This window comes from Kineococcus deserti, from assembly GCF_050871945.1.
Lineage (GTDB): Bacteria > Actinomycetota > Actinomycetes > Actinomycetales > Kineococcaceae > Kineococcus.
Map to the genome: position 1 here is coordinate 26,611 of NZ_JBJLSI010000032.1, position 21,709 is coordinate 48,319.

The 21,709-nt window shown below is 73.9% G+C and carries 23 protein-coding genes and 1 pseudogene; 11 read left to right on the forward strand and 13 right to left on the reverse strand.

Going from position 1 to position 21,709, the window contains the following annotated elements; all coding sequences use genetic code 11:
• Positions 1-40: 40 nt before the first annotated feature.
• Positions 41-589, forward strand: coding sequence for a helix-turn-helix domain-containing protein (locus ACRYR2_RS19990; protein ID WP_432564642.1), 549 nt, complete (start codon positions 41-43; stop codon positions 587-589).
• Here the strand turns inward: ACRYR2_RS19990 and ACRYR2_RS19995 are convergent.
• Positions 573-1,202 (reverse strand): Pr6Pr family membrane protein, encoded by a 630-nt coding sequence (locus ACRYR2_RS19995; protein ID WP_432564643.1) that lies wholly within the window; start codon positions 1,200-1,202, stop codon positions 573-575. The genes ACRYR2_RS19990 and ACRYR2_RS19995 overlap by 17 nt on opposite strands.
• Before the next feature lie 143 nt (positions 1,203-1,345).
• Between ACRYR2_RS19995 and ACRYR2_RS20000 the strand changes: the two genes are divergently transcribed.
• Positions 1,346-2,434, forward strand: a complete 1,089-nt coding sequence (locus ACRYR2_RS20000) for a cell wall-binding repeat-containing protein (RefSeq protein ID WP_432564644.1) — start codon at positions 1,346-1,348, stop codon at positions 2,432-2,434.
• A gap of 21 nt (positions 2,435-2,455) precedes the next feature.
• Here ACRYR2_RS20000 and ACRYR2_RS20005 read toward each other — a convergent pair whose 3' ends face one another.
• From ACRYR2_RS20005 to ACRYR2_RS20015, 3 genes are all read right to left on the reverse strand, one after another.
• The gene (locus ACRYR2_RS20005) at positions 2,456-3,526 is read right to left on the reverse strand and encodes a carboxylate-amine ligase (protein WP_432564645.1); all 1,071 of its coding nucleotides are present in this window, start codon (positions 3,524-3,526) and stop codon (positions 2,456-2,458) included.
• Between the two features lie 170 nt (positions 3,527-3,696).
• Positions 3,697-6,027: a putative bifunctional diguanylate cyclase/phosphodiesterase gene (locus ACRYR2_RS20010; protein WP_432564646.1), complete on the reverse strand. Its 2,331-nt coding sequence runs from the start codon at positions 6,025-6,027 to the stop codon at positions 3,697-3,699.
• A 180-nt stretch (positions 6,028-6,207) separates the two neighbouring features.
• Positions 6,208-6,666, reverse strand: a complete 459-nt coding sequence (locus ACRYR2_RS20015; protein ID WP_432564647.1) for an Lrp/AsnC family transcriptional regulator — start codon at positions 6,664-6,666, stop codon at positions 6,208-6,210.
• Positions 6,667-6,759: 93 nt separating this feature from the next.
• Here ACRYR2_RS20015 and ACRYR2_RS20020 point away from each other — a divergent pair, with 93 nt between their 5' ends.
• The 6 genes from ACRYR2_RS20020 to ACRYR2_RS20045 all read left to right on the forward strand — a co-directional run bounded on the left by ACRYR2_RS20020 (position 6,760) and on the right by ACRYR2_RS20045 (position 11,160).
• The gene (locus ACRYR2_RS20020) at positions 6,760-7,218 is read left to right on the forward strand and encodes a rhodanese-like domain-containing protein (RefSeq protein WP_432564648.1); all 459 of its coding nucleotides are present in this window, start codon (positions 6,760-6,762) and stop codon (positions 7,216-7,218) included.
• A gap of 9 nt (positions 7,219-7,227) precedes the next feature.
• A complete protein-coding gene (locus ACRYR2_RS20025; protein ID WP_432564649.1) occupies positions 7,228-7,752 on the forward strand; it encodes a GNAT family N-acetyltransferase in 525 nt (174 codons plus the stop codon).
• Positions 7,749-8,555 carry an SDR family oxidoreductase gene (locus ACRYR2_RS20030; protein ID WP_432564650.1) on the forward strand — a complete coding sequence of 269 codons (807 nt, stop codon included), beginning with the start codon at positions 7,749-7,751 and terminating at the stop codon, positions 8,553-8,555. Before ACRYR2_RS20025 ends, ACRYR2_RS20030 begins: the two co-directional genes overlap by 4 nt.
• A gap of 104 nt (positions 8,556-8,659) precedes the next feature.
• Complete coding sequence (locus tag ACRYR2_RS20035; protein WP_432564651.1) at positions 8,660-9,058, forward strand: hypothetical protein; 399 nt, start codon at positions 8,660-8,662, stop codon at positions 9,056-9,058.
• A gap of 203 nt (positions 9,059-9,261) precedes the next feature.
• Complete coding sequence (locus ACRYR2_RS20040) at positions 9,262-10,713, forward strand: Nramp family divalent metal transporter (RefSeq protein WP_432564652.1); 1,452 nt, start codon at positions 9,262-9,264, stop codon at positions 10,711-10,713.
• Between the two features lie 72 nt (positions 10,714-10,785).
• Positions 10,786-11,160 carry a DUF427 domain-containing protein gene (locus ACRYR2_RS20045; protein ID WP_432564653.1) on the forward strand — a complete coding sequence of 125 codons (375 nt, stop codon included), beginning with the start codon at positions 10,786-10,788 and terminating at the stop codon, positions 11,158-11,160.
• A gap of 4 nt (positions 11,161-11,164) precedes the next feature.
• On the opposite strand, the gene ACRYR2_RS20050 is transcribed toward ACRYR2_RS20045, so the two are convergent.
• From ACRYR2_RS20050 to ACRYR2_RS20065, 4 genes and pseudogenes are all read right to left on the reverse strand, one after another.
• Positions 11,165-12,976, reverse strand: a complete 1,812-nt coding sequence (locus ACRYR2_RS20050) for a glycoside hydrolase family 15 protein (protein WP_432564654.1) — start codon at positions 12,974-12,976, stop codon at positions 11,165-11,167.
• A 55-nt stretch (positions 12,977-13,031) separates the two neighbouring features.
• Positions 13,032-13,283 (reverse strand): hypothetical protein, encoded by a 252-nt coding sequence (locus ACRYR2_RS20055; RefSeq protein ID WP_432564655.1) that lies wholly within the window; start codon positions 13,281-13,283, stop codon positions 13,032-13,034.
• 109 nt (positions 13,284-13,392) lie between these two features.
• Entirely contained in the window at positions 13,393-14,391 is a 999-nt protein-coding gene (locus tag ACRYR2_RS20060) for a pyridoxal-phosphate dependent enzyme (RefSeq protein WP_432564675.1), read from the reverse strand.
• A 54-nt stretch (positions 14,392-14,445) separates the two neighbouring features.
• Positions 14,446-14,874, reverse strand: a pseudogene (locus ACRYR2_RS20065) (GNAT family N-acetyltransferase); the annotation flags it as partial.
• Positions 14,875-14,963: 89 nt separating this feature from the next.
• Here ACRYR2_RS20065 and ACRYR2_RS20070 point away from each other — a divergent pair.
• Both ACRYR2_RS20070 and ACRYR2_RS20075 read left to right on the forward strand, forming a co-directional pair.
• Positions 14,964-15,605, forward strand: coding sequence for a DAK2 domain-containing protein (locus ACRYR2_RS20070; RefSeq protein WP_432564656.1), 642 nt, complete (start codon positions 14,964-14,966; stop codon positions 15,603-15,605).
• Positions 15,606-15,686: 81 nt separating this feature from the next.
• Positions 15,687-16,295 carry a YceI family protein gene (locus ACRYR2_RS20075; protein WP_432564657.1) on the forward strand — a complete coding sequence of 203 codons (609 nt, stop codon included), beginning with the start codon at positions 15,687-15,689 and terminating at the stop codon, positions 16,293-16,295.
• Here ACRYR2_RS20075 and ACRYR2_RS20080 read toward each other — a convergent pair.
• Complete coding sequence (locus ACRYR2_RS20080) at positions 16,285-17,385, reverse strand: lycopene cyclase family protein (RefSeq protein WP_432564658.1); 1,101 nt, start codon at positions 17,383-17,385, stop codon at positions 16,285-16,287. The genes ACRYR2_RS20075 and ACRYR2_RS20080 overlap by 11 nt on opposite strands.
• A 29-nt stretch (positions 17,386-17,414) precedes the next feature.
• Between ACRYR2_RS20080 and mscL the strand changes: the two genes are divergently transcribed.
• A complete protein-coding gene (mscL, locus tag ACRYR2_RS20085; protein WP_432564659.1) occupies positions 17,415-17,855 on the forward strand; it encodes a large conductance mechanosensitive channel protein MscL in 441 nt (146 codons plus the stop codon).
• Between the two features lie 264 nt (positions 17,856-18,119).
• Here mscL and ACRYR2_RS20090 read toward each other — a convergent pair whose 3' ends face one another.
• The 4 genes from ACRYR2_RS20090 to ACRYR2_RS20105 are packed head-to-tail and all read right to left on the reverse strand — an operon-like array spanning position 18,120 to position 21,633.
• Positions 18,120-18,275 carry a hypothetical protein gene (locus ACRYR2_RS20090; protein WP_432564660.1) on the reverse strand — a complete coding sequence of 52 codons (156 nt, stop codon included), beginning with the start codon at positions 18,273-18,275 and terminating at the stop codon, positions 18,120-18,122.
• Complete coding sequence (locus tag ACRYR2_RS20095; protein WP_432564661.1) at positions 18,272-19,813, reverse strand: gluconokinase; 1,542 nt, start codon at positions 19,811-19,813, stop codon at positions 18,272-18,274. Before ACRYR2_RS20095 ends, ACRYR2_RS20090 begins: the two co-directional genes overlap by 4 nt.
• Positions 19,806-20,825 (reverse strand): zinc-binding dehydrogenase, encoded by a 1,020-nt coding sequence (locus ACRYR2_RS20100; RefSeq protein ID WP_432564662.1) that lies wholly within the window; start codon positions 20,823-20,825, stop codon positions 19,806-19,808. Before ACRYR2_RS20100 ends, ACRYR2_RS20095 begins: the two co-directional genes overlap by 8 nt.
• A 40-nt stretch (positions 20,826-20,865) precedes the next feature.
• Entirely contained in the window at positions 20,866-21,633 is a 768-nt protein-coding gene (locus ACRYR2_RS20105; RefSeq protein WP_432564663.1) for an SDR family oxidoreductase, read from the reverse strand.
• Between the last annotated feature and the right edge of the window lie 76 nt (positions 21,634-21,709).

Here is a 21,709-nt window from a genome sequence, read left to right on the forward strand (position 1 = left end):
ACCACTGGTTATTACGAGCGTGTTTCGCAGGGAGGACGAGGTGACGGACGCTCCGTTGCAGGTCGGGGCGCAGGTGCGGGCGCACCGCACGGCGCGCGGCTGGTCGATGCGCGAACTCGCGCGCCGGGCCGGGGTGTCCCAGCCCTTCATCACCAAGCTCGAACGCGGCGACCAGTTGCCGAGCATCCCGACGCTGTACGACCTCGCGGCCGCGCTCGAGGTCGCACCGTCGGACCTGCTGCCCACCGTCGGGGACTCGGCGCCCTCGACCGGACTGGCGATGCCCGGCGAGCGGGGCGCCTCGCAGATCCGCCTGCTGGCCGGCGGTCCGGGACGCAACCTGCACGTCTACGAACTGCGCCTGCCGCCCGGCGGAGGCGACGAGGAGTTCTTCACCCACCCCGGTGAGGAGGTCGCCGTCGTCCTCGAGGGCAGCGTGCGCTGCCTGCGGCGTTCACGCCGGGCGGTCACGATGGCCGCGGGCGACGCGCTGACCCTCGACCCGGCCGTCCCGCACCGCTGGCGCAACGAGGCCACGGCCCCGGCGCGGGTCCTGCTGGTCTGCGACGACCTCACCCACGGGGCGTGAACCGCCGGTCGGCCCAGCGGAACAGCGCCAGCAGCAGCACGGCCAGCACGACCACGACACCGGTGTTCCGCAGAGCCACCCCGAGCCCGAGCTCGGAGGCGTCGAGGAACGGGTAGGGGTACCAGTCGACGACGGCGCCGCGCACGAACGTGTAGACGATCCAGGCGATCGGCCACGCGAACGTCCACGCCAGCGTCCGGCCGTCGACGCGTGGTCGCGGCCCGAACGCCAGCCAGCCGAGCAGCGCCATGGTGGGGGCGACGTAGTGGAAACCGGCGTTGGTCCACCACCCGATCCCCTCGTGCTGGACCAGCGGGGCCAGCACCGTGCCGAACACCAGCCCGGTGACGGTGATGCCGAGCAGACCGGACAGCCGCAGGACCCGCCAGACCGCCCCGTCCCGCGACGGGTCACGTGCCAGCGAGACCGCCGCCACGAGCACCAGCAGGTTGCTCTGGACGGTGAAGAAGCTGACCATCTGCAGCAGTCCCCGCGCCGCGCCGCCGGTGTCGTCGGCGGTGAGCGTCAACCCGACCTGGCCGGCGAGCGAGGCGGCCACGACGGCGGCGAGCGCCGCGTGCCAGCGACGGGACCAGGTGGCGGAAGCACTCACGCCCCCCATCGTGGCGGGTGCGGCGGTGACCGGCAGCGGCGCCCGAGGTTCCGGCGCTCGCGCGAACACCCTCCGCCGCACGAGCCCGGCTGCCACACTGGCCACTCCCGTCACACCGGTGTGACCACCCACCAGGAGGAGTCGTGCACGTTCCCGTTCCGCAGTCCGCTCGCCGGGCGAGTGCCGCCGTGCTGGCGTCGCTCACGCTGGTCGCGGTGGGCGCCCCGGCGGCGTCGGCCGCTCCCGAGATCGGTTTCGAGACCTTGACCCCGGTGTGCTCGCCGGCCCTGCCCGTGCCGCACCCGGGGTGCGCGCAGGGGCTGAGCTACCGCGGGGCGCCGCTGCCCAGCGGAACGCCGAACCAGCTCGTCGAGCTCAGCGGCGCGGACCGGTTCGCGACCGCCGTGCAGATCGCCGAGCACGGGTTCCCCGAGGCCGACGTCGCCGTCCTGGTCAGCGGCGAGGACCGGCACCTGGTCGACGCCCTGGCCACGGCCCCGCTGGCCCGCAGCCTGGCCGCTCCCGTGCTGCTGTCGACCCGCGACAGCGTCCCGGCGGCGACGGCCGCCTACCTGCAGGAGCACGCGGTGAGCTCGGTGCTCCTGGTCGGCGGCCGGAACGCGCTGGGCGAGGAGCTGGTCGGGGACCTGCACGACCTGGGGGTGGCGGACGTGGCCCGCGTCGCCGGCGGCGACCGCTACGCGACGTCGCGCGCGGTGGCTGCGCTGGTGCCGGGCGCCGAGCACGGCTGGGCGGCCTCGGGCGAGGACGCGCACCTCGTCGACGCCCTGGCGGCGGCCGGGCCGGCCGCTCGGCTGGCCGAGCCCCTCGTGCTCGTCGCCGACGACGACCCGATCCCCGCCGGTGAGGCGCTGGCCGCGCGCGGGGTCACCTCGACCACGGTCGCCGGTGGCCCGACGGCGGTGTTCCCCGAGGCCCTCGCGCCGCTGCCCGCTCCCCGGCGGGCGGAGGGCGTCGACCGCTACGGCACGGCGGCCGCCCTGGCCCAGGAGGGCGTGGACCGCGGGCTGCCCGCGACCGACCTGCTGCTCGCCCCGGGGGTGAGCGGGCACCTGGTCGACGCCCTGGCGGCGGGGCCGCTGGGCCGGGCGACGCTGCTGGTGGGCGACGAGCAGTCCTCGTTCGACGTCGTCGAGGCGTGGTTCGACACCTACGGCGCGGGCCGCACGACGGCGGTCGGTGCCGTGCGCGTCGAGGGCGGCGAGTCCTGAGCTCCCCCCGCGGCGGGCCGGCTACGGGGACCGGAGGGTCAGCTCGGCCGCCCGGGTGACCATCCCGGACGGACCGAGGGCGGCGGCGGTGGCGCGCTGCCAGGCGGCGCCGGTCCCGCGGCGGCTCAGCTCCGCCAGGCCGTCGGCGACGAGGTCCTCGTCGCCGTTCTCGCGCAGGACGGCGCCGACGTGGTCCAGCAGGGTGCCGACCACGTCGGCGGCCGGTGCGGGGCGCCCGCTGCGCGGGCAGACCAGGTCACCGCCGAGCCCGTCGTGGGAGGCCCGCCACGAGGCGGCGCGCAGCTCGGCGACGGAGACCTGGGCCGGGGGTCTGCCGTCCGCGGCCTCGCGGGCCGCGGTCTCGACCAGGGCACGGACCAGCGCGGCGAGCAGGAGGGCGTCGCCGACGTGCAGGCAGACGTCGGGGACGCGGACCTCGATGGTCGGGTGGGTGGCCGAGATGCGGGCGTCGAAGTAGAGCTGGCCGGCGTCGAGCGGAACGCCGGTGGCCAGCAGGCGCGCGGCCGCCGCGTCGTACCCGGCGGCGTCGCCGAACAGCTCCGTCGGCCCGGCGGTCGGCCAGCGGTCCCACACCTGGGCGCGGTAGGAGGCGTACCCCGTGTCCTGGCCCTGCCAGAAGGGCGAGTTGGTGGACACGGCCAGCAGGACGGGGGTCCACGGGCGGATCCGGTCCAGCACGGCGGCGGCCTCGTCGCGGTCGGGGACCTCCACGTGGACGTGGCACCCGCAGGTCAGCTGCTCGCGGGCCAGCAACCCGTAGCGGTCGACCAGCTCCTGGTAGCGCTCGCCGGGGGTGACGACCGGCTCGGTGGGCATCGGGTGGGTGGCCAGGGCGAGCAGGCGGCTGCCGTCGTCCTCGGCCAGCGCGGCGGTCGCCTTCCGGTGGGCGCTGAGGTCGGCGAGGACGTCGGCCAGGTCGGCGTGCGGGGCGGTGCCGGTCTCGACCTGCTGGCGTTGCAGCTCGGTCTGCTCGCCACCGGCCGCGGCCACGGTGGGCCCGTTCCGCCGGGCCCGGCCCGACCGGGGGTCCACCAGCAGGAACTCCTCCTCGACTCCCACACGTCGTCTCACGCTGTGATCGTGGGCCGTCCGGGTCGACGACGCACGTCGGCGACCAGGCAGCCGACCAGGCACGTCGACCAGGCACGTCGACCAGGCACGTCGACCAGGCACGTCGGCGGACGAGCCGGTGGGCGACCGGGTGGTCGACGTCCTCCGGGGCACCGCGGGCGGGCGCACCGTCAGTCGTCGGCTCCGACGGTGAGGCGACAGGCCGCCCGAGACCGCTCGAACCACCGCTCGAAGTCGGCGGCGGACAACGGGCGGGAGTGCAGGTACCCCTGAGTCTCGTCACACCCCAGCTGGCGCAGCACGTGCAGCACCTCGACGGTCTCGTCGGCGCGCGGGTCGGTCCCGACGTCGGCGACCAGCGAGCGGTCGAGCTTCAGCTCTGCAGCCGGCAGGTCTCGCAGGTAGGCGAGCGACGAGTACCCGGTGCCGTAGTCGTCGATGCTGATCTCGACGCCGCGATCGGCCAGGTCGAGCAGCCGCGCCACGGACCCCGCCGGGTCGGCCATGACCGAGGTCTCCGTGACCTCCAGAACCAGGTCCGACGGCGGGAGGCCCGTGTCGGCCAGGACGTCGTCGACCAGGGACGACAGGGCGGGATGGGTCAGGCAGGTCGCGGACAGGTTGACCGACAGCCGGACCCTCCAGCCCCGCGCCCGCCAGCTGGCCGTCTGTTCGGCGGCCTGCCGCAGGACGGCTCCGGTCAGGGCCGGCATCAGGCCGTAGTCCTCCACCAGCGGCAGGAAGACGTCGGGTGGCAGGAGACCGCGACGGGCGTTGCGCCACCGGACGAGGGCTTCGACGCCGACGACGCGCCCGAGGCGGTCCAGCTGGGGCTGGTAGTGCACGTCCAGGCGACCGGGGTCGGTGCCCGGAACGGCGTCGGGGTTCCCGAGCAGCGCCTGCAGCTCCTCGACGAGCCGGACCTCCTCGGCGGCCTCGGCGGCGGCCGCGTCGTCGTGGACCGCGGCTCTCGCGCCTCCGGCGGCCTTGGCGCGGTACACGGCCGCGTCGGCGAGGGCGAGCAGTTGCTCGGGGTCGTCGGCATCGAGGCTGCTGGCGATCCCGATGCTCCCGGTGACCAGCAACCGCCGCCCACCGATGAGGACCGGCGCAGCCGTCTCGCGGGCCAGCGCCGCGACGAGGTCCGCGGCCTCGTCCACCGACGCCGTGGGCAGGGCGACGGCGAACTCGTCACCGCCGAAGCGGGCGGTGAAGGTGTCGGGACCCGCCGCGCTGCGCACGACGGTCGCCGCGCGGCGCAGCAGCTCGTCGCCGACGGCGTGGCCGAAGCGGTCGTTGACCCGTTTGAAGCCGTCCAGGTCGATGAGGACGAGCGTGAGGTCACGGCCTGCCCGGTAGGCCCTGCCCAGCTCGAGGTTCAGCGCCCGGCGGTTGGCCAGGTCGGTCAGGTCGTCGGTCAACGCTTCGCGCCGGTGCACGACCAGGTCGGCCAGCAGGCGGATGAGCTGCACCCCGCGGACCGAGACGCTGATCGCGCCCAGCCCGCCGGCGACGGCCGCGGCGGTGGTGGCCCGTCCCCCCACCGTGCCCGAGCTCAGACCGGCGGCCACGAGCACGACGATGGACGCGAGGAGGGCGACGAAGGCACCGGCGGTCGGGGCGGTCGTGGTGACCGGACGGGCCAGCGGCGGCACGGCTCGCAGGACGGCCGTCAGGGCGAAGGTGACGGCCAGCAGCGTCCACCCGAGCTCGGAGACCGGGCCGTTGCCGACGGCAGCGACGGGGTCGTGCACCGCGGCGACCTCCACGCCCACCACCGCAGCCAGGGAGAGGGTCAGCGCCCAGGCACGGACGTCTCGGTGCAGCCCGCCGATGTGCAGGATCGTCGCGGCACTGCCCAGCAGCGTGATCTCGGCGGAGATCCGCAACAGCCAGAGCTGTTCCTGCCACAGCGGCCACGCGGCGATCGGTGAGTCGACCAGCGGCAGCAGGAGGTTGCCGATCGCGGTCAGGGCGAAGGCGGCGCCGATGCCGTTGAGCCAGTCGCCCGGTTCGGACAGGTGCGTGCCGTACCGGTTCCACCGGACGAGTCCCTGGTACAGCAGGGGGCAGGCCGCCAGGACGCCGGCGCCCAGGACCGCGCCGCCACCGCCGACGCCCTCCAGGGGCCCGCGCACGGTGAGGCAGTCCACGACGCCGGCGAGCATCGAGGCCGCCGCGGCGACCCACGCCGTGCGGGCGAACCAGCGCCACACCGACGCCTCCGGGCGCGCGGCACGGGCCCGCCAGGTCAGGGTGACGGCTGCCGCGGCGAACATGGTCACGCGCAGCACGGACCGGAGCAGCACCTGCCAGAACTCGTCGGGCACCCCGACCTCGGGGCGCCCGGCCCGGACGCTCTCCTGCAGCAGCCCCCCGGTGGGGGCCTGAGCCTGGGTCGCGGTCAGCAGCACTGCCGCCGCCAGGCAGAACGCGACGGCGAGCAGGGGTGATCCGCTGATCACCCGCAGCCGCAGCGCTCTCGTCACCGGGTTCGTCACCGGGTGTGCATCGGTCGTTCCCGGCCCGGGCCGGAGGAGCCGAACGGTGGACTGCACGCCGTGGTTCGCACGCCGTGTCACCAGCTCGTCCCGGACGGCGAGCCGTTGCTGCCGGTGCACGGCGAGCACTGCTCGGTCGCGGCGCGCTGGAGGTGCTGGTGGGTCTGGAGCGGCCGCGGGTCAGGCCGGCGTGAGGTGCCGGCGCGGCAGCGGGCTGGAGTAGACGACGCTGGTCGTGGTGGCGCCCAGCGTCGCCACCTTCCCGGTGATGCGTTCCAGGTCGCGCATCGAACGGGCGAGCACCTTCAGGACGAAGCAGTCGTCACCCGTCACGTGGTGGGCCTCGACGACCTCGGGGAGGACCGCGAGCAGGTCGTGGAACGGTTTGTAGTTCCCCGAGGGGTAGGCCAGCCGGACGAACGCCGTGACGGTGTAGCCCAGCGCCTCGGGATCGAGCGTGGCGCTGTAGCCCGTGACGACGCCGCTGTCGGTCAGCCGCCGCAGCCGGTCGGCGGTCGCGCTGGCGGACAGGTTCACCGCCCGGGCCAGGTCGGCGACGCTGATCCGGCCGTCCTGCTGCAGGCGCTCGAGGATCCTGTGGTCGGTCGCGTCCAGCGCGGGCCGTGGATTCGTCGGCACAGGCGGGAAACTACCAGCGGATCGACGGCGGCCGACCGGTTCCCGCGGGGAACGCCCCTGGTCGGCGCGCGCCGGACCGGGTTGCCTGGAGGGGTGCAGAACACGATCTCCGCGGTGGACTTCTTCGCCGCCAAGCTGGCCCACCAGACCGACCCCGCCGACCTCGCCGCGGCGCGCGCGGCCGGTGCCGCGCCGTTGGTCCTCGACGTCCGCGACGCGGTGAGCTGGGGCCAGGGCCGCATCCCCGGTGCCGTCCACCTGCCCGGCCGGCGGGTGCGCGGGGGCATCGCCGACCTCGCGCCGGACCGGGACACCCCGATCGTCGTCTACTGCTGGGGGCCGGGGTGCAACGGCGCGACCAAGGCCGCGTTCGCGCTGGCGGATTCGGGGTACACGCAGGTGCGTGAGCTGATCGGCGGGTTCGAGTACTGGGCCCGTGAAGGGCTGGCGGTCGTGACTGACCGGGGGCGGACGCGGCGCACACCGGACGCCCTCGTCGCCCCGGCCGGGGCTCCCGGGAAACTCCTCGACGGGCGGGCCGCACCCTGCTGAGATCGGACCGTGCTCATCCGGCCCGAGAACCCCGCGGACCACGAGGCGGTCCGGCAGGTCCACCGCGCCGCGTTCGGCGCCGACGGTGACCACGTCGCGGCGGTGGCCGACGCCCTGCGCGCCGGCGCTCCGGCCTCGGTGGTCGCCGAGCTCGACGGGCAGGTGGTGGGGCACGTCGCGGTCGGGCGGAACCTGCTCGACGCCCCACCGCGGCTGGTCGACGTGGGCGTGCTGTCCCCGTTGGGCGTGCGGCCCGAGTTCCAGCGCCGCGGGATCGGCCGCCGCCTGGTCGAGGCGGCGGTCGAGGCCGCCCGGGACCGCGGCTGGCCGGCGGTGTTCCTCGAGGGCGACCCCGGCTACTACGGCAGGCTGGGTTTCCGCGCGGCCGGGGACCTCGGGTTCCGTCGGCCCTCGTTGCGCATCCCGCCCGCCGCGTTCCAGGTCGTCCTGCTCGAGGGGTACGAGGAGTGGATGACCGGAACCCTGGTCTACGACCGGGTGTTCTGGGACCTCGACGCGGTGGGTCTGCGGTGAAGGTCCTCGTCACCGGCGCCACCGGCAGCGTCGGGCGACTGGTCGTCGACCGGTTGCTGGCCCGCGGCGCCACGGACGTCCGGGCGCTGACGAACGACCCGCGTCGCGCGCAGCTGCCCGCCGGTGTCGAGGTCGTCACCGGGACGGTCTGGCAGCCGGAGACCTTGCGCGCCGCGCTGTCCGGCGTCGACCGGCTCTACCTGCCGTCCGCTCCGGCGACCACCCGCCGGGTCGTGGCGGCCGCCCGCGCGGCCGGGGTCGAGCGGATCGTCGACCTGTCCGGCGAACCCACGACGTGGTGGGGCGAGGTCGCGGCCGCCGTCGAGGACGGCGGGACCGGCTGGACCCACCTGTGGCCCGGCGACTTCATGGAGAACACCTCCACGTGGGCCCGGCAGATCTCCGACCGCGGCGGGGTCGCGGAACCGTGGCCCCACGCCACCAGCACCCCGGTGGCGATGGCCGACGTCGCCGAGGTCGCGGCGGTGGCGCTGCTGGAGGACGGGTACCTGGGGCGGGCGTTGCCGATCACCGGGCCCGAGGCCCTGCGCCGCACCGACCTCCTGGCCGCGATCGGCGCGGCGCTCGGGCGGGAGCTGGTGTTCGAGCGGGTGGGCCGGGACGAGGCCGTCGCCGCGCTCGCCCCGGTGATGGGTGCGGGGGCGGCCTGGTACGTCGACACGATCCTCGCGGGATCGGCCGACGCGGACCCGGTGCCCACGACGGTGGTCGCCGACGTCACCGGCAGACCGGCGACCCGCTTCGCCGACTGGGCCCGGGAGAACGCCGCCTCCTTCGCGTGACCTGCGGCGGAACCGGCGACGGTTGGTGCGTCAGGACCCCGGTGGTGGTCGATGGCGATCGCGTTCGCCTGCGGGTGGGTGCGGCGGGTGGCTACGGTCGGTCGATGACGACCAGGGCGCCGGCGGTGGGCATGGGGCTGATCGCCGTGGCCCTGCTGGTGGTCATCGGGTGGTCGGTGTGGACGCCGCCGCCGTGGAGCTTCCTCACCCGGACCGAACTGCCGCAGTGTCCGCGGGTGGACGCCGAACAGGCGGTGGAGTTCGACGTGGTCGGTGCCTGCCTGTTCGACGACCTGGCCCGGCACCGCGGTGCCGAACTCCTGGTCGCCTCCCTGACCGATGAGGGTGGGGAGATCCGCACCTACTACCGGGCTCTGCCGCAGACGACGGGTCTGGAGGTGTGGAGCGACATGAGCGATGACCGGTACGGCGGTGGGTGGGACCACCGGGTGTGCCCCGAGGCGGTCTCACTGACCGTCCTGGGTACCTGCCGGGACGTGTAGCGCGCGCACCGGGCCGGGTGCACGACGGTGGGAACACCGACTCCTCCGCAGTCGTGTGACGACTCCGCGCAAGACCCCGTTCGCGAACTCACGAGCACGTCCGGGGCTGGCACCATGGTCACGTGGTGCCGCGGTCGGCGGTGGCCGGTTCGACCGCCTGACACCGCACCCCCCGTGGCCAGGACACCGTCGAGGAGGCCGGGATGTCCGAGCAGCACCGCAACGACGACCTGAGCGACCGGCGCAGCACCGTGCTGGAGCGCTTTCCCACCAAGCACCTGCCCAGCCCGCAGGTGCGCGACCTGCCGGCCGCGCCGCCACGGCTGTTGCCGATCCTCGGGCCGGGCATCGTCGCGGCCGGGGTGGGGCTGGCCAGCGGCGAGTTCATCCTCTACCCCTACATCGCCTCGCAGGTCGGGTTGGTGTTCGTCTGGGCAGCCCTGGTCGGGCTGGTGACGCAGTTCTTCATCAACATGGAGATCGAGCGCTACACCCTGGCCACCGGGGAGACGGCGCTCACCGGCTTCAGCCGGTTCTGGAAGCACTGGGGCCTGGTGTTCGCCGTCATGGCCTACTTCGCCAACCTCTGGCCGGGCTGGGCGACCAGCTCCGCGACGCTGCTGACCTACCTGGTCGGTGGCGACGCGACGTGGATCGCCGTCGGCATGCTGGTGGCCATCGGGGTGGCCCTCACCCTGGCCCCGGTGGTGTACACCGTGCTGGAGCGGGTGGAGACGGTCAAGGTCGTCGCCGTGCTGGTCCTCGTCGTCGTGGGTGCCACCTTCGCCATCGGCGCCGACGCCTGGCGCGACGTCCCCGACGTCGTCACCGAGGCCTCCGTCCCGGCGGACCAGCTCGGCTTCGCCCTGCTCATGGGTGCGCTGGCCTTCGCCGGCGCCGGCGGCGGGCAGAACCTGTGCCAGAGCAACTGGATCCGCGACAAGCGGTTCGGGATGGGCGCCTACGTGCCGCGCATCGTCAGCCCGATCACCGGTGAACCGGAGGCCGCCCCCACCACCGGGTACGCCTTCGAGCCCACCGCGGAGAACCTCGCGCGCTGGCGGCGTTGGTGGCGGATGGCGAACATCGAGCAGTTGGTCACCTTCGTGGCGATCACCTTCGTCACGATCCTGTTCACCTCGTTGCTGGCCTACGCCACCGTCTTCGGCCGGCCGGGACTGGACAGCGACATCTCCTTCGTCCGCACCGAGGGCGAGGTGCTCGCCGATGCGGTCGGCGGCTGGTTCGGCACCCTCTTCTGGATCGTCGGGGTCGTCTCCCTGTTCGCCGCCGCGCTGGGGATCGTCGACTACACCAGCCGCCTGGCCGCCGACGTCCTGCGCGTCAGCTACTTCGAGCGCGTCTCCGAGAGCAAGCTGTACTTCGCGTTGGTGTGGGGGCTGGTCTTCTTCGGCTGCCTGGTCCTGCTCTTCGGCCTGACCCAGCCCCTGGTGCTGCTGGTCATCTCCGCTGTCGTCGGTGGCTTCATGATGTTCGTCTACTCGGGTCTGCTGCTGCTGCTGAACCGCCGGGTCCTGCCCGAGGCGGTGAAGCCCCGGGCGGTCCGGGTCGGCGCCCTGGTGTGGGCCGTGCTGCTGTTCGGCACCCTGTCGGTGCTGACCTTCGACGAGCAGATCCGCAACCTGCTCTCGTGATCCGCACCCCGCGGCCCCGCTCAGCGGACCCGGCGGCCGGAACAGCCGGCCGCCGGGCCGGGTTGGCCCGTCATGACTGTTCGCGAGCACCTCGAACCCGGTCCCGACCACCCCATCACCACCACCCCGACGGCGGGCCGCGTCGTCGCGCGCGTCGGGGACACCGTCGTCGCCGACACGACGGCGGCGCTGACGCTGCAGGAGTCGACCTACCCCGGCGTGCAGTACCTGCCGCTGGCCGACGTCGACGGGAGGTACCTGCAGCGGACCGGGACGCACACCTGGTGCCCGTACAAGGGCGAGGCGTCGTACTACTCGCTGCTGGTGGACGGGACGGAACTCACCGACGCGGTGTGGACGTACGAGGACGCTTTCCCGGCCGTGGCCGAGATCGCCGGCCACGTCGCGTTCCACCCCGACCGGGTCGACGTCAGCGTCGAGGGCTGAGGCCTCACGCCGAGTCGGGCAGCACCTCGTGGGTCTCGACGTCGTCGCTGCGCACCGCTTCGCCGTTGGTGAGGTGGTGCGCGGCGACCACGAGCGGGAAGTGGCTGAACGCCTGCGGGAAGTTGCCGAGCTGGCGCTTGGTGATCGGGTGGTACTCCTCGGCCAGCAGCCCGACGTCGTTGCGCAGCGCCAGCAGCCGCTCGAACAGGTTCCGGGCCTCCTGGTTGCGGCCGATCCCGTGCAGGGCGTCGACCATCCAGAACGAGCAGGCGATGAAGACGCCCTCCGAACCGGGCAGCCCGTCGGCCGACTCCTCGGTGCGGTAGCGCAGGACGAAACCGTCCTCGGTGAGGTCGCGCTGGATCGCCTCGACGGTGGCCACGACGCGGGGGTCGTCGAAGGGCAGGAACCCCACGCGCGGGATGAGCAGCAGGCTCGCGTCGAGGTTCTCCGACCCGTAGGACTGGGTGAAGGTGCCCGTCGTCGGCGAGACGCCGTTGGCCAGCACGTCGGCGCGGATCTCGTCGCGCACCCGGCGCCAGCGCTGCACCGGCCCCGGCAGGCCGAACTCCTCGACGCTGCGGACCATCCGGTCGGCCGCGACCCAGGCCATGACCTTGGAGTGGGTGAAGTGCCGCCGCGGGCCGCGCATCTCCCACAGGCCGTTGTCCGGCTCCTGCCAGCGCGCCTCGAGGTGGTGCATGAGCGCCTTCTGCAGGTTCCACGAGTCGTGCCCGCGCTCCAGCCCGGCCTGCCGGGCCAGGAACAGGCTGTCCAGGACCTCGCCCCAGACGTCGAGCTGCAGCTGGTCGACGGCCTCGTTGCCGATGCGCACCGGTGTGGAGCCCTCGTAGCCCTTCAGCCAGGGCAGCTCCATCTCCGGCAGCCGCCGCGCGCCGTCGAGGCCGTACATGATCTGCAGGTCACCGGGGTCGCCGGCGACGGTGCGCAGCAGCCAGTCGCGCCAGGCCGAGGCCTCCTCGACGTGGCCCGACAGCAGCAGCGCCTGCAGCGTGTAGGTGGCGTCGCGCAGCCAGCAGTAGCGGTAGTCCCAGTTGCGGTTGCCGCCGATCTCCTCGGGCAGCGACGTCGTCACGGCCGCGACGATGCCGCCGGTGGGGGCGTAGGTCATGGCCTTCAGCACCACCAGCGAGCGGGTGACGGCCTCCTCCCAGTGGCCCTCGACCGTCTCGCACCGGTTCCAGTCCCGCCAGAAGGCCAGGGTGTCGTCCAGGGCGTGGAAGGGGTCGGGGCGGTGCGGCATCTCCTCGTGGCTCTTGCCCCAGGTGAGCACGAACGGCACCTGCTCGCCCTCGCGGACGACGAAGTCGGAGACGCTGGTCAGGTCACGGCCCTCGATGGGCACGGTGCTCCAGAACCAGACCGAGTCGGGGCCGGCCACGGCCTCCAGCTCGTCCCCGCGGCGGCGGACCCACGGCACGATCGAGCCGTAGTCGAAGCGCAGCGCGAGCTCGGAGCTCATCCGGACCTCACCCTCGAGGCCCTCGACGACGCGGATGACGTCGGGGTGGTTGCCGCGCGGCGGCATGAAGTCGGTGACCCGGACGGTGCCGTCGGGGGTGTCCCACTCGGTCTCCAGGACCAGGGAGTGGCCGCGGTAGCGACGGCGGCTGGCGGTCGCGCCCCCGCTGGGGCCGAGCCGCCATCGCCCCGACTCCGGGGAGTCGAGCAGGGCCGCGAAGCACGCCGGTGAGTCGAACCGCGGGAAGCACAGCCAGTCGATGCTGCCGGTGCGGTCGATGAGCGCTGCGGTGTGCAGATCACCGATCAGCGCGTAGTCCTCGATCCGGGCCATGCCCCCATCCTGCTCCTGTCGGGCTCGGGAGGCAGTCCGGGCCGGCTCCCGCGTGTCAGCGCAGGTGGCCGGCGGAGGTGGAGCGGAGGTGACCCGCGGAGACGCCGCGCAGGTGACCGCCCTGGACGGCGGCGCTCGCCGCCGTCTTCGCGGCGGCCTTCTGCACGGTGGTGACGGCGGGCTTCACGGCGGCGGGCTTCGCCGCGGGCTTTACGGCGGCGGAGGCGGCCGGGGCAGTGGCGACGGCCCCGCCGAGCAGGACGGCGCCGGAGAGCAGGACGGCGGCGAGCGAACGGGACCTGGTCACGGCGGTGCTCCTTCTCGGGCGGTGGTCGAGACGGAACGTCACCGACATCCCGAGCATCGGCGGCCCCCCAGCGCGCCTTGAGCACCAAATCACTACTGCCAGTGACCTTCTAGATGGCGGCGATCTCCTGGTCGGGTCCCGTCAGCTCCCGGAACCGGGCGACGCCGACGTTGCCGCCGGACAGGATCGCGCCGACCCGCTGCCCCGGGGCGAACCCCTTGCCGAACAGCACGGCCGCCAGCGCGCAGGCCCCCGACGGCTCCAGGACCACCTTGAGCACGTCGAAGGCGTACACCAGCGCCGCGCGCAGTTCGGCGTCGCTGACCAGCACGACGTCGTCGACGCGGCGGGAGTTCACCGCGAACGTCAGCTCACCGGGGGTCTCGGCCGCCGACCCGTCGGCGATCGTGCGCGGGACGTCGATGCGCACCCGGCGTCCCGCCCGCAGCGACAGGAGCGTGTCGTTGCCGGCCTCCGGCTCCACCCCGACGACGCGGGTGGCCGGGTGCAGGCCCCGCGCGACGGTGGAGCTGCCGGCCATCAGGCCGCCCCCGCCGACGGGGACCAGCAGGGTGTCGACCGCACCGGTCTCCTCGAGCAGCTCCAGGGCCGCAGTGCCCTGCCCGGCCATGATCCCGTGGTGCTCGTAGGGCGGGACGATCGTCATCCCGCGCTCGGCGGCCATCGCGCCGCCCAGGGCGACCCGGTCCTGCGTGTACCGGTCGTAGAACACGACCTCGGCGCCGTACCCCTTCGTCGCCTCGACCTTGGCGGCCGGGGTGTCGGCGGGCATGACGATGACGGCGCGCGCGCCGACCATCGAGGCCGACAGCGCCACGGCCTGGGCGTGGTTGCCCGAGGAGTAGGCCAGGACGCCGCGGCCGAGTTCGCCCTGCGTCAGCCGCGAGACCACGTTGTACGCCCCACGGAACTTGAAGGCCCCGACGCGCTGGAAGTTCTCCGCCTTCAGGAACACCCCCGCCCCGGCGTGGGCGTCCAGGCGCCGCGAGGTCAGCACCGGCGTGCGGTGGGCGACACCGTGGATCTGCCGGGCGGCGTCCAGGACGTCGGGCAGCTCCAGGCCGGGGGCTTCGAAGGTCACGCGCATCTCCAGTTCACGCTGCGAGGGGTCGAGGTTGTACGGCACGCGGACGCCGGTGTCCACGAAGCCCGAGCGTCGGTAGAAGGCCTGCGCCCGCAGGTTCTCCTCGTGGACGTGCAGCGTCACGCCGTCCACCCCGGGGCGGGACCGGGCCCACCGCAGCACCTCCTCGAGCAACCGGTCGGCCACCCCCGCCCCGCGGTACTGCGGGTCGACGAACACCGAGACGAGGAAGACGCCCTCGCGGGGGTCGGTGAAGGCCCCCATCGTCCCGACCCAGCGGTCGGTCCCGGGGTCCACGGCGACGACGGTGGTACTGCCCGGTTCGCGGGTGCGCCGGACGCGGTGGCGCCAGGTCGCCTCGTCGTGCCGGCGGGCCGTCTCGAGGGCCTCGGCGAAGGCCTTGGGGGTGTCGGCCAGCATGCGCAACCGCAGGTCGCGCCAGCGCTCCCAGTCGGGTTCGTCGAGCCGCCGCAGCACCACCGTCACGGCCTCACCCTACGGCTGGCGATCACCGCACCCCAGTGCCACGCTCGTTCCCCGGACGTGGACCACCCTCGAGGACGAGGAGATGGATCGTGAAGCACAGCACGCAGACGAAGGGCACGACGAACCCGCTCGACGAGCTCGAGCTGCGCCAGGACGGCCGGCGGGTCGAACCGGTCGCGGGCACCCGCGCCGCCGACCTGGACCTGGACCGCGCCCTGGCCTGGTGGCGGGGTTTCGCCCAGCAGCTGTCCGACCGTGCGGAGGAGCTGCACGGCCTGGGACCGGAGATGGGGCTGGCGGTGGCCGCGGTCGAGGAGGTCCTGCGCGAGAGGCCCCCGCAGCTGGCCGGTGAGGTGTTCGAGGCCGCGTCGCTGGGGTTCGCCTCGGTGGCGGGGGTACCCACCCTGCTGTCCCCGTGGTTCGCCGAGTTCGCCCGGTCCTGCGGGCGGGCCGTCGGCACCCACGAACTGGCCGACGCGGCCTGGGCGGGCGTCTTCGCCGTGCAGCGCGCCGGGGCGCCGGCGCCGGGTGCCGGGTCCCTCGTCGACGCCATGGCCCCCGCGGCCGACGCACTCGCCGGAGCCGACGTCGCCGGTGTCCCGGCCGTCGCGGCGCTGCACGCGGCCTACCGCGCGGCCGGCAACGGAACCCGGCACACCGCTGTCGACGGGAACGTCGACCCCGGTGCGCTGGTCGTCACCTGGTTCTTCGAACGGGGGACAGTGGTCTGACGAGATGCTTGCAGGTTGAAGCAACTGGGGGGTACGGTGTCCCCAAGAGCTTGAAGCTGCAAACATCTACCGGAGGTCACCATGGGCTGGTTCGGCGGCAGGACCAAGGACGCGGACACGACGACGGCGACGGCGACGGGCACGCTGCCCGCGGTCCCCGGCTACGTCGCGGGCACGTGGACCATCGACCCCGTCCACTCCGAGATCTCCTTCACCGTGCGGCACATGGCCGTCAGCAAGGTGCGCGGTCGCCTCGGCACCGTCTCCGGCGCCCTGGTGACCAGCGACGACCCGGCGGCCTCCTCCGTGACGGCCGAGGTCGACGTCACCACGATCACCACCTTCAACGAGATGCGCGACGGGCACATCAAGAGCGGGGACTTCTTCGAGGTCGACAAGCACCCGACCGCCTCCTTCCGCTCCACCTCGCTGACCCACGACGGCGACGACTTCCTCGTGGCCGGCGAACTGACCCTCAAGGGCACCACCAGGCCCGTGACCCTGACCGTCGAGGTCTCCGGCATCGGCCCCGGCGCCGAGGGCGAGACGCGGATCGGCTTCTCGGCCAGGACGACCATCAACCGCCGCGACTTCGGCATCGAGTTCGACGCCCGCCTCGACAACGGCAGCCTCGTCGTCTCCGACAAGGTCGACCTCGAACTCGAGGTCGAAGCCGTCCTCAACGCCTGAGCACCGTGCGCAGCATCGCGGTGCGGGGGGCGGTGTTCATGAGCGCGAGGTCCTGCGCGGGGCTCGTCGTCCCGTCGAGGAACCCCAGCACGCGGTGGACGGGGTTGCGGCGGAACAGGTCCACGAAGAACTGCGCCCCGTCGACGCGGCCGGTCGCGAGCGCCTGCAGGACGAGGGAGTCCATGAGCAGGTGACGACGGCGGTGCGGCCGCGGCAGGCGCAGCGGCCCACCCCGCCGCACCTGCGCGGCGAGGTCGTCGGCCTGGCGCTGCAGCGTGGTGAACGAGTAGCCGGTCGACGGCCTGATCGACCCCGCGTTCGCCCCCCAGCGCAGCACCCCCTCCTGCGCCGCCGGCGGGAAGGCGGCGTCGGTCATGGGGATCACCCCGGTCTCGGCGCCGAGCACCTCGTGCGCGCCGATCGCGCTGCGCTGCAGGTACTCCCCCAGCCGCTCGCGGTACTGCTGCGGCGTCAGCAGGTGCGCCGAGAACTCCGTGTACTCCACGAGGGCCTCGGTCGGCGAGGTCGGCAGCACGTACCCGAAGGCGACCCCACCGGCCGGCTGGGCGGTGCGGAAGTCCATGAGCGTCGCGGTGCGCGGGTCGAACGCGGCCGCGCGCGTACGGATCCGGTGACCCAGGAAGTGCTGCCACAGCAGCGTCCGGCCGGTGCGCGGGACCGGGACCGGGCGGGTGTCGACGACGGGCCCCGGAACGGTCGCCGGGTCGTCGACGACCCGTTCGTGCACCGGAACCCCGGCGCGCTCCAGCCGCTCGCGCACGGCCCGGTCGAGGTCGCCCGAGCGCAGCATGCGGTAGCGCCAGGTGCCGAGGTCCGCGGTCACGGCCGCACCGTCGGGGGCGACGACGCGGATCCGGGGCCACTGCGCCGCGACGAGGTGCCCGAAGGGGCCGGGGCCGGCGGGGCCCCAGGTGCTCCAGGTGCGGTCGGGACTGCGGACGGCTGCCCCACGGGGCGCCTCGACGACCTCGAACGGCAGCCCCGCGTCCAGCAGCCGCCAGGCCAGGCTCGCCCCCGCGGCGCCCAGCCCGACGATCGTCGGGCCGGCGGCGACCCTAGTGTTCGACATGGACCGGACAGCCACACGAGGGGACGGCCGTGAAGATCATCACGGGTTTCAAGGACTTCATCCTGCGCGGCAACGTCATCGACCTCGCCGTGGCGGTCGTCATCGGGGCGGCGTTCACGGGGATCGTGACGTCGGTGGTCGAGGGGCTCATCGACCCCATCATCGCCGCCATCGGCGGTGCGCCCGACCTGTCCCGGACCTGGATCCTGCCGCTGCGCACGCTCGAGGACGGGACGGAGGTCGGCATCCAGTTCGGCACGATCGTCAGCGCCGTCCTCAACTTCCTCATCGTCGCCGCCGTCATCTACTTCGCCATCCTCACGCCGGTGAACCGCCTGCTGACGCTGCGCAAGAAGGGCGAGGTCGCCGAGCCCAAGGCCCCGACCGAGGAGGTCCTGCTGCTCACCGAGATCCGCGACCTGCTGGCCGCGCAGTCGGGCGGGACGACGCCGACGCTCGGGAAGAAGTAGCCCCGACGGCCTCACCCGGGGCCGCGGCCCACCGCACCGCGCGGCCCCGGTCCCGGTCCCACGGCCGCACCGACGACCACGGGTCCCGCCTCAACCCCTCCGGCCGCTGCGGCGCTGCGGGTGCGCACGATCGGTGCGCCCGTCTCGTGACACCCCGGTTCCGAGCTGTCTGCCACGGCGTGTCAGCAGGTGGCTGCACCGATCGTGGATGCCGCACCCGACATCACGCACATCCCGCGACGAGGGTCGCTCTCGTCACCGGCCTCACGAGGCCAGGTGCAGCCGCAAGGCATCGTCGAGGGCATCCAACGCCTCGAACGGCAACCGCCCCACCGCCGGGCCCACCCGCTCCACCGACACGGCACGGACCTGCTCGGCGTCCTCGACCGCGCACCGGCCGTCGCCGGGGCCTCGGTTCACCGGTCCGTCGACAGCTCCACCGGCAGCGACGGGCCGAGGCGGCGCAGCCGCGAGAACGTCGGCACCAGCGCGTCGTAGAGCGCCGCGAACGTCGGCAGCAGCTGCGCGTAGACGGCCGAGGACCGGGGGTCGGGGCGCAGGGTCTCCTCGACGGGGATCTGGTCGGCCACGACGTCGATCGAGGCGATGAGCCCGAGGGCGTCCATGCCCAGGATCGCGGCGCCGTACCCGGACCCCTCCTGCCCCTGGGCGAACCCGATCGGCATCCCGAAGGTGGCGGCCAGCACGTCGCGCCACAGGTCGCTGCGGGTCACCCCACCGGTCGCGCGCACCTCGCGCACGTCGAGCCCGGCCGCGCGCATCGACTGCAGCACGACGGCCAGCTGCAGGCAGACGCCCTCCAGCGCGGCCCGGACGAGGTGCTCGCGCTGGTGCGAACGCGTCAGGCCCACGTAGGCGCCGGTCGGCAGGGCGCTCCAGTGCGGGGCGCGCTCGCTGAGCAGGTACGGCAGCATGATCAGCCCGCCGGAACCCGGCTGCGCACGCGCCGCGAGTTCCAGCAGTTCCGCCGCCCCGGCGCCGGCCAGTTCGGGGGCGACGACGTCGCGCACCCAGTCGAGGGTGGCGCCGCCGTTGTTGATGGCGCCCCCGACGATCCAGCGGTCCTCGGTGAGGGCGTAGCAGAACACCCCGCCCTGCGGGTCGACGGCCGGGCGTTCCACCGCCACGCGCAGCGCCCCGCTGGTGCCGATCGAGCAGGCGGCGACCCCCGGTTCGACCGCGCCGACGCCCAGGTTGGCCAGCGGCCCGTCGCCCGCGCCGACGACGACCTTCGTGTCGAGCGGCAGCCCCGTGGCCCGGGCGGCGTCGTCGAGCAGGCCGTCGACGACGTGGCGGGTGCGGACGAGTTCGGGCAGCTGCTCGATCGTGAGGCCGGCCAGGCCCAGCGCCTCGTCGTCCCACTGCAGGCGGTGGATGTCCAGCAGTCCGCTGCCGCTGGCGTTGGAGTGGTCCACGAGCAGGTGGCCGGTCAGGTGCAGCAGGACGTAGTCCTTGATGCCCACCCAGAACGCGACCTTCTCGTGCGTCTTGGGCTCGACGTCGCGGAACCACATGAGCTTGGTCAGTGGCGACATCGGGTGCACGGGAGTGCCGGTGCGGCGGTGCAGGGCGAGCCCGCCGGTGGTCTGCCGCAACTGCTCGGCCTGGGCGTGCGCCCGGGTGTCGCCCCAGGTGACGACGGGGGTGAGGGGCACCAGGTCGGCGTCGAGGCCGAGCAGGCTGTGCATGGCCGAGGAGAAGGAGATGCCGGCCACTCGCTCGGCCCCGAGGTCGGTGACGACGTCGCGCACCGCGGCCAGCGCGGCGGTCAGGATCTGCTGGGGGTCCTGCACGGCGTGCCCGGGGTGCGGCGTGGCGAGCGGGTAACCGTGCGAGGCCTGCGCGACCTGCGTGCCGTCGGTGGTGAACGCGACGGCCTTGGTGCTCGTGGTCCCCAGGTCCAGGCCGATCACCACGGGCACCACCGGGTCAGCCACGCTCGGGCCAGGTCGCGACGAGCACCTTGCCGCTGACGCTGGAGTCCTTCGCGATCTCGAACGCGCGCTGCGCCTCGTCGGCGTCGACCACGTGCGTGATCACGGCGGCGAGCGCGGGCGTGGAGGCCAGGATCCGGACGGCCTCGTCGATCTCGTCCTTGAACCGGAAGACGCCCAGGACGGCCAGTTCCTTGGAGATCGCCGGGGCGAGGTTGATGGGGCGCGGCTCGTCGGCCATCATCCCGATCTGCACCACCACACCGCGGCGACGGGCCGCGACGAAGGCGGCGCTCACGGCCGGGGCGGCACCCGAGCACTCGAACACGACGTCGAACTCCCCGGCGGGGACCTCGTCGACACCGATGCGCAGCACGCGGTCGGCACCGACGGCCTCCGCCCGTTCCAGCGGTTCGGTCAGCAGGTCCACCACGGTCACCTCGGCGGCGCCGCGTGCACGGGCGGCGGCCGCGGTGAGCAGGCCGATGGGCCCGGCGCCCGAGACCAGCACCCGGGCGCCCGTGACGTCCCCGGCGCGCGTGACGCCGTGCAGGGAGACGGCCAGCGGTTCGGCGAGCGCCGCGAGGTCCAGCGGCAGGTCGGCGGGCAGTTCCCGGACCATGCCGGCCTCGACGACGAGGTACTCGCCCAGGGCGCCCTGGGTGTGCGGGGTGGTGGAGGCGCTGCCGAGGTAGGAACCGCCGGGCCACAGGTGGGGTTCGTCCTCGACCCCGCGTTCGGGGGTGCCGAACCGGGCCGGGTGCACGGTGACGGGCGTGCCGGGCGCGTACCGGCCGCTGGGGTCGAGGTCGACGCGCCCGGACAGTTCGTGGCCGGGGGCCAGCGGTTCGTGCACGACGAACGCGCCGTTGGCGCCCTCGAAGTAGTAGTGCAGGTCCGAGCCGCAGATGCCGACGTAGTCGACCCGGATGCGCACCTGCCCCTCACCCGGTTCGGGGGTGGGGACCTCGCGCTGGGCGAGGGTGAGCTTGCCGTCGATCTGGACGACCTTCACGCCGTTCTCCTTCGGGGTGGGGGGCGGGGGACGGGGAGCGTCAGACGACGCTCGTCATCCCGCCGTCGACGAAGATGTTCTGGCCCGAGACGAAGTCGCTGGCGCGCGAGGCCAGGTACACGAGCGTGCCCTGCAGCTCCTCGATCCGCCCCCAGCGCTGGGCGGGGGTGCGCTGGCGCAGCCAGGTGTCGAACTCGGGGTCCTGCCACAGCGCGGTGTTCATCTCGGTGGCGAAGTAGCCCGGGGAGATGGTGTTGACCTGCACGTTGTGCCGGGCCAGGTCGGCGGCCATGCCGCGGGTCAGCTGGGCGACACCGCCCTTGGAGGCCGAGTACGGCGCGATGGTCTGGCGGGCCAGCATCGACTGCACGCTCGCCACGTTGATGATCTTGCCGGAGCCGCGTTCGACCATGCCGGGGGCGACGAAGCGCGAGACGTAGAAGACGCCCGACAGGTTCGAGGCGATGATCGCGTCCCAGTCCGCCACGGCGAACTCGGTGAACGGCGCGCGGCGCTGCAGTCCGGCGTTGTTGACCAGGATGTCGGGGACGCCGTGCTCGGCCAGCAGTCCGCCGATCGCGGCCTCGACGGCGGCGGAGTCGGTGACGTCGAACGCGACGGTGCCCGGGCGCGAGCCGGTCTCGCGCTCGAGGAGCTCGGCGCTGGCGGCGAGGGCGGCGGTGTCGCGGCCGTGCAGCGTCACCCGCACCCCGGCGCGGGCCAGCGCCAGGGCCAGCGACTGGCCCAGTCCGCGCGAGGAGCCCGTCACGAGCGCGGTCCTGCCGGTGAGGTCGAAGAGGTCGGTCACGGGTTTGCTGCTCCTGCGGAGGTCGTCGGGGTACGGGGTGGCGGCGCGGACCGGGGGGATCCGGGCCGCCGGGGGG

Bases quoted from the DNA above. Each gene is read 5' to 3' on its own strand.
- ACRYR2_RS20035 (WP_432564651.1), top strand. From the start codon at position 8,660: ATGACGACCAGGGCGCCGGCGGTGGGCATGGGGCTGATCGCCGTGGCC.
- ACRYR2_RS20040 (WP_432564652.1), top strand. From the start codon at position 9,262: ATGTCCGAGCAGCACCGCAACGACGACCTGAGCGACCGGCGCAGCACC.
- ACRYR2_RS20045 (WP_432564653.1), top strand. From the start codon at position 10,786: ATGACTGTTCGCGAGCACCTCGAACCCGGTCCCGACCACCCCATCACC.
- ACRYR2_RS20050 (WP_432564654.1), bottom strand. From the start codon at position 12,976: ATGGCCCGGATCGAGGACTACGCGCTGATCGGTGATCTGCACACCGCA.
- ACRYR2_RS20060 (WP_432564675.1), bottom strand. From the start codon at position 14,391: ATGCGCGTGACCTTCGAAGCCCCCGGCCTGGAGCTGCCCGACGTCCTG.
- ACRYR2_RS20075 (WP_432564657.1), top strand. From the start codon at position 15,687: ATGGGCTGGTTCGGCGGCAGGACCAAGGACGCGGACACGACGACGGCG.
- ACRYR2_RS20080 (WP_432564658.1), bottom strand. From the start codon at position 17,385: ATGTCGAACACTAGGGTCGCCGCCGGCCCGACGATCGTCGGGCTGGGC.